The sequence below is a fragment of the Paenibacillus sp. P4_A7 genome, from assembly GCF_056402455.1.
The window spans coordinates 1-4538 of the sequence record NZ_JBFUHJ010000451.1; the positions used below are offsets into that span (position 1 = coordinate 1).

A 4538-nucleotide genomic window follows, 5' to 3' on the forward strand; every position below is an offset into this window, starting at 1 on the left:
CGCCGTCCTCTTCGGCAAAAGCATTCGTTTCGCGGAGATATATAAGCACATTTATAAGTGAATACTTATAAATTCTTATATATGAAAAAAGATGCAATGGCATTTTATGMCATTGCATCTTTTTTTCATATCACCAATAAAATTCTCACCTTGCAAGCTATCCTCTAACTTTTCTAGTACCGGTAGTCTTCTGCAGCAGCCTGCGCTCCCAAAGCATAGCTTTAGCCCTTTTAATCCGCGCTAGCTCCTTCCTTTTCTCCTCACTCACTAGCAGCAATGCATTTGCATTAGCTATTACAATCAGAAGGGCAAACAAAGTCCAAATGAGACCAAATACTCGTGCTGCATTCCACGGACCTCCAAGCTCAAGATACGGCCATGCATAAACAAGCATCGAAAGCGCGATAATCAAATACAATAAATGACGGCCTTTACCGGAAAACATTTCATCCAACTCCTCCATAACGTTGTAAACGGCTACCTTCTTGTCCCTATTATCAGCCTATGAATAAAGTTCCTTATCTATGACTCTAAACAGCAGCAGCTCCGCAACACTTACTTTCTGATTCACAAAGGGATAGATGTCCTCATATGATGAATTAATACGTCATAAACACCTATAGACCAAAAACCCTTAACATCACTTCCTGCTTGGAAGGAGCTTTGTAATGCTCAAATCGAAAATAGCTGTACAGGTAATTGACTCCGGCATGCTGCCCGCAGAAACGATTATGCTAGGCGAAGCACTGATGAAGCAGTGGAAAATTCCAGAAGGTCAACATATTCAATTGAAATTCGGTTCTTTCCATCAGCATGTGAAGGCTATACCAGTTGCCAGATATAACGGGATGCGGGTTAGTCAAAACTTAGCACGGCAAATGGGAATATGGGGTAATACGACAATCAGACTGCAATATAAGTCGGATACATCAACCCTTGTACTTGGACCTCTAATTGGTGTATTTGTCAGTCGAGATTATCCCCACATACCGGATAAACCATTTGGCTCTATCACCCTTTTTTGCAGGGAGCTGGTTGAGGCCTGTTCAGAACAAGGCGCTTATGTCTACTTCTTTGCTCCAAATCAAGTGGGTAGCAGCTTTAACAACGTCGATGGCTGGATTTATTCAGATGGCTGGCGACAGGTCAGTTTGCCGATTCCCGACATCGTCAACAATCGCCTTACATCTAGAAAAATAGAAAGTAGACCCCAAGTACAACATTTTTTTGAAAAAGTGAAGTTGAAGCATTCTACCATTGTATTCAATGAAAAGTTTCTGGATAAAGCTGAGGTATTTGACGCATTAAGAAAAGATGATTCCGTAATCCGCTATTTGCCTGAATCTCATTTGCTGCGGAACTTCTCTATGCTCAAAGCGATGTGCTCGCGCCACAGCAACGTCTTCTTGAAACCCATTCGCGGAAGCTTAGGGAAAGGCATTATTCGAATTACTAGTTCGGGAACAAACGGATTCCAAGCTATGTATGCGACCACTGCCGGTACACGCACTCAGCAATATTCCAGCCTTATGCAGCTTTACTCATCACTTTCTACAAAAATGAAAACCGTTCGCTATCAAATTCAGGAAGGTCTTCAACTCATCGAAATCCAAAACAGGCCTGTTGATTTTCGTGCGCTCGTTCAAAAAAACGTAAAAGGAAAATGGATCATTACATCGATCGTCGCACGGACCGCTGGAAGTCAGCATTTCGTGTCCAACCTAGCACGCGGCGGAACGTTAAGCACAGCTTTGGAGGCTATACTGAAGTCGAATCTGCAGTCAAACGTTAGCCGAAACGACGCAAATAAAAGATTGCAGGATGCTGCCCTCCATATCGCCCACGGCATTGACGAGCAAATTCCCGCACATTTCGGAGAGCTAGGTATTGATCTAGCATTAGATAAAAATGGAAGGGTGTGGCTTCTTGAGGTTAATTCTAAGCCTTCCAAAAGTGACAATACACCGCTGAAAGAACAGAAAATTCGTCCTTCTGTGCCTAGAATCATTCAATATTCCCGTTTTTTATCAGGTTTTTAATGGAGACTTCTATGTTATTTGGCGCATTTAAACTTGGTATTCTAGTTGCTTCAATTGATCATCCCTCAAATAGAACTGACATGACTCCTGTATTGCCCGAACCAAGCTTCTACCGTGATCTAATCATGACCGCAAAACGGCTCGGAATTGATACGTACGTATTTTCCGCAGAAGGATTTCGGGAAAGTACCACTGAAATAAGCGGCTATCGTTTTGAGCAAAACAGCTGGAAGCGCATGCTCGTTCCATTGCCGGACATCATCTACGATCGTTGCTTTTACACAAAAGCTAATCAGCTCATTAGCTGCCGTAAAATGCTAGAAACATTAGCGAGCCGCAGACCCTATATACTGTTAAATGGCAATCTCCCTTCTAAGCTAGAAGTCTACAATGCTCTTAAAGATGACAGCAAGCTCGCATGTTATTTACCAGAAACGGTTCGCTTCCACTCAACAGAGCAGCTTAAGCAACTCGCTGATCGCCATCATCACGGCGTCATTTTAAAGCCGTCTGTCGGCATGCAAGGCAGAGGAATCGTTCATATAAGGCGCTGCCCGCTTGATCATAGGACCTTTGTTAGAGGCAGAACTCATCAAAATAAATCTTTCTCTATCTCATTTGCATTTTCTGAGGATTCCGCATTTGCTCAGTGGGCCAATCGTTTTATAAATAGATCCACCTTTATTATTCAGCCTTTCCTAAAGCTAAAGGATCAGAATGACAAACCGTTTGACGTAAGAGTATTGCTTCAAAAGGACGAAAAAGGACAATGGTCACGCAGCGGCACCGTGATACGCTGTGGTCATACTGGTGAAATTACCTCCAACCTACATGGTGGCGGCGATGCTCTTCCTGCCTCTGAGCAGYTTGCTTCCCTTTTGGGCAAGGAAAAAACCGAACGTTTACTGGACCAAATCCATACAATAAGCAAGATAATAGCAGTAAGACTTGAAAATAAATTCGGCAGATTTGCTGAGTTTGGCTTAGATTATGGAATTGAGCCGGATGCAACGCTTTGGCTTATTGAAGCAAATTCCAAACCAGGCCGAACCTCCTTCCGACTCATAAGTGACCATGAAGCAGTAAGGCATTCCATCGAAAGACCGCTCTTATACGCACGATTGCTGGCAAGACGTATTTCTCCGTCCCTTATCACAAATGCATCTGCAAAAGGTATAAATCCTTAATCGAATACCCAAAACTAATTAAGGCCTTTCCATGTTCAGGAGGTTCATACATGAGTTTGACGACTTGTAATGTACATTTCTCTCAGCAGTCCGATAAAGTAATTTATTTAACCAGCCCGTTGCTAAAAAAGCTTAAGCTGTCCGACAAAAAGTCCGTCCACCTCAAACTCGGCAAAGAAGTAATCATTGCAGAGATTAAGCAGTTGAAACGACCGGGCAATCATTTGTATTTGTCAGCCGGCATCCGCCAAGCGATCAGAATTCCTAAATCGGGCAACGTCTACGTACTCAACACTGGTGACAATGAGGTTAAGCTTGGGCCATTAGTCGGCATTTTAAGTGATAACTTTAGTCATTCAGAAAGCAATCCTTTTGGCTCAAGAACGGGATTTATTAAAGAGATTATACGTACCGGAGAGAAAAAGGCTTATTTATTTGGCTTTACACCTAGCGATATTAATTGGCAGCAAGAAACCGTTAACGGCTATTTTCTAAATCCACAAGGCGGCTGGTATCGTAAGGTCGTGCCCTTGCCTGATGTGATTTATAATCGGCTGCCTAGCCGCAAGGCTGAATTCTCAGCATCGATCAATGCGCTTCGTGAACGCTTCGTAAAACGTAAAATCCCTTTTTTCAACTGGAGTTTCTTAAATAAAGCTGATGTTTATAAGCTGCTAGACAATGATCCTGAGGCGCTTAATCATTTGCCTGAATCGGTATCTAAGCCTACATCCGAGAAAATAAAGGAACTTCTCGAGAAGCATCAATTTCTTTATTTAAAACCAGCGACAGGCAGTTTTGGAATTGGAATATATAGACTGACCTTTCATGCTAAACGCGGATATTTCGCACGCTACCGCAAAGGCAATCAGAATGTACTCCTCAGGTTCAGCACCTTCCAAGGCTTAATGCGAATGCTTCAAGCCAGACATGGGAACAGCTTGAACAATTACATCATCCAACAAGGTATTCGATTAGTTGAAATTGATGGCTGCCCCCTTGATTTCAGATTTCATATGCATAAAAACGGAAAAAATGAATGGATTCCAGCTGGTATTGGGGCGAAAAAAGCTGGACGCGGCAGCGTCACCACTCATGTTAAAAATGGCGGTGCGCTTATGACCCCTGAGCAAGCGCTTGATCACACATTCGGTAGCAAATCTGATGAAGTTTTGGAAAAAGCAAAGGTCGCCGCAGTCAGACTTTCAGAGGCAATTGAACGGAATTATCCTCATCGCCTCGGAGAACTCGGCCTTGATATCGGAATTGATAAGAACGGAGATGTATGGATGTTTGAAGCCAATGCAAAGCC

Annotated in this window: 4 protein-coding genes; 3 read left to right on the forward strand and 1 reads right to left on the reverse strand. The window is 43.0% G+C overall.

The window, feature by feature from the left end; translation table 11 throughout:
* Positions 1-157 precede the first annotated feature (157 nt).
* Positions 158-445: a hypothetical protein gene (locus tag AC1DWN_RS28630; protein WP_477562280.1), complete on the reverse strand. Its 288-nt coding sequence runs from the start codon at positions 443-445 to the stop codon at positions 158-160.
* A gap of 223 nt (positions 446-668) precedes the next feature.
* Between AC1DWN_RS28630 and AC1DWN_RS28635 the strand changes: the two genes are divergently transcribed.
* The 3 genes from AC1DWN_RS28635 to AC1DWN_RS28645 form a co-directional block, all read left to right on the forward strand.
* Positions 669-2039, forward strand: coding sequence for a YheC/YheD family endospore coat-associated protein (locus tag AC1DWN_RS28635; RefSeq protein WP_477562281.1), 1371 nt, complete (start codon positions 669-671; stop codon positions 2037-2039).
* Positions 2039-3226 (forward strand): YheC/YheD family endospore coat-associated protein, encoded by a 1188-nt coding sequence (locus AC1DWN_RS28640; RefSeq protein ID WP_477562282.1) that lies wholly within the window; start codon positions 2039-2041, stop codon positions 3224-3226. The genes AC1DWN_RS28635 and AC1DWN_RS28640 overlap by 1 nt, the downstream gene beginning before the upstream one ends.
* 50 nt (positions 3227-3276) lie before the next feature.
* The coding region (locus AC1DWN_RS28645; RefSeq protein ID WP_477562283.1) for a YheC/YheD family endospore coat-associated protein at positions 3277-4538 on the forward strand (1262 nt) is incomplete at its 3' end.

Bases quoted from the DNA above. Each gene is read 5' to 3' on its own strand.
- AC1DWN_RS28635 (WP_477562281.1), top strand. From the start codon at position 669: ATGCTCAAATCGAAAATAGCTGTACAGGTAATTGACTCCGGCATGCTG.
- AC1DWN_RS28630 (WP_477562280.1), bottom strand. From the start codon at position 445: ATGTTTTCCGGTAAAGGCCGTCATTTATTGTATTTGATTATCGCGCTT.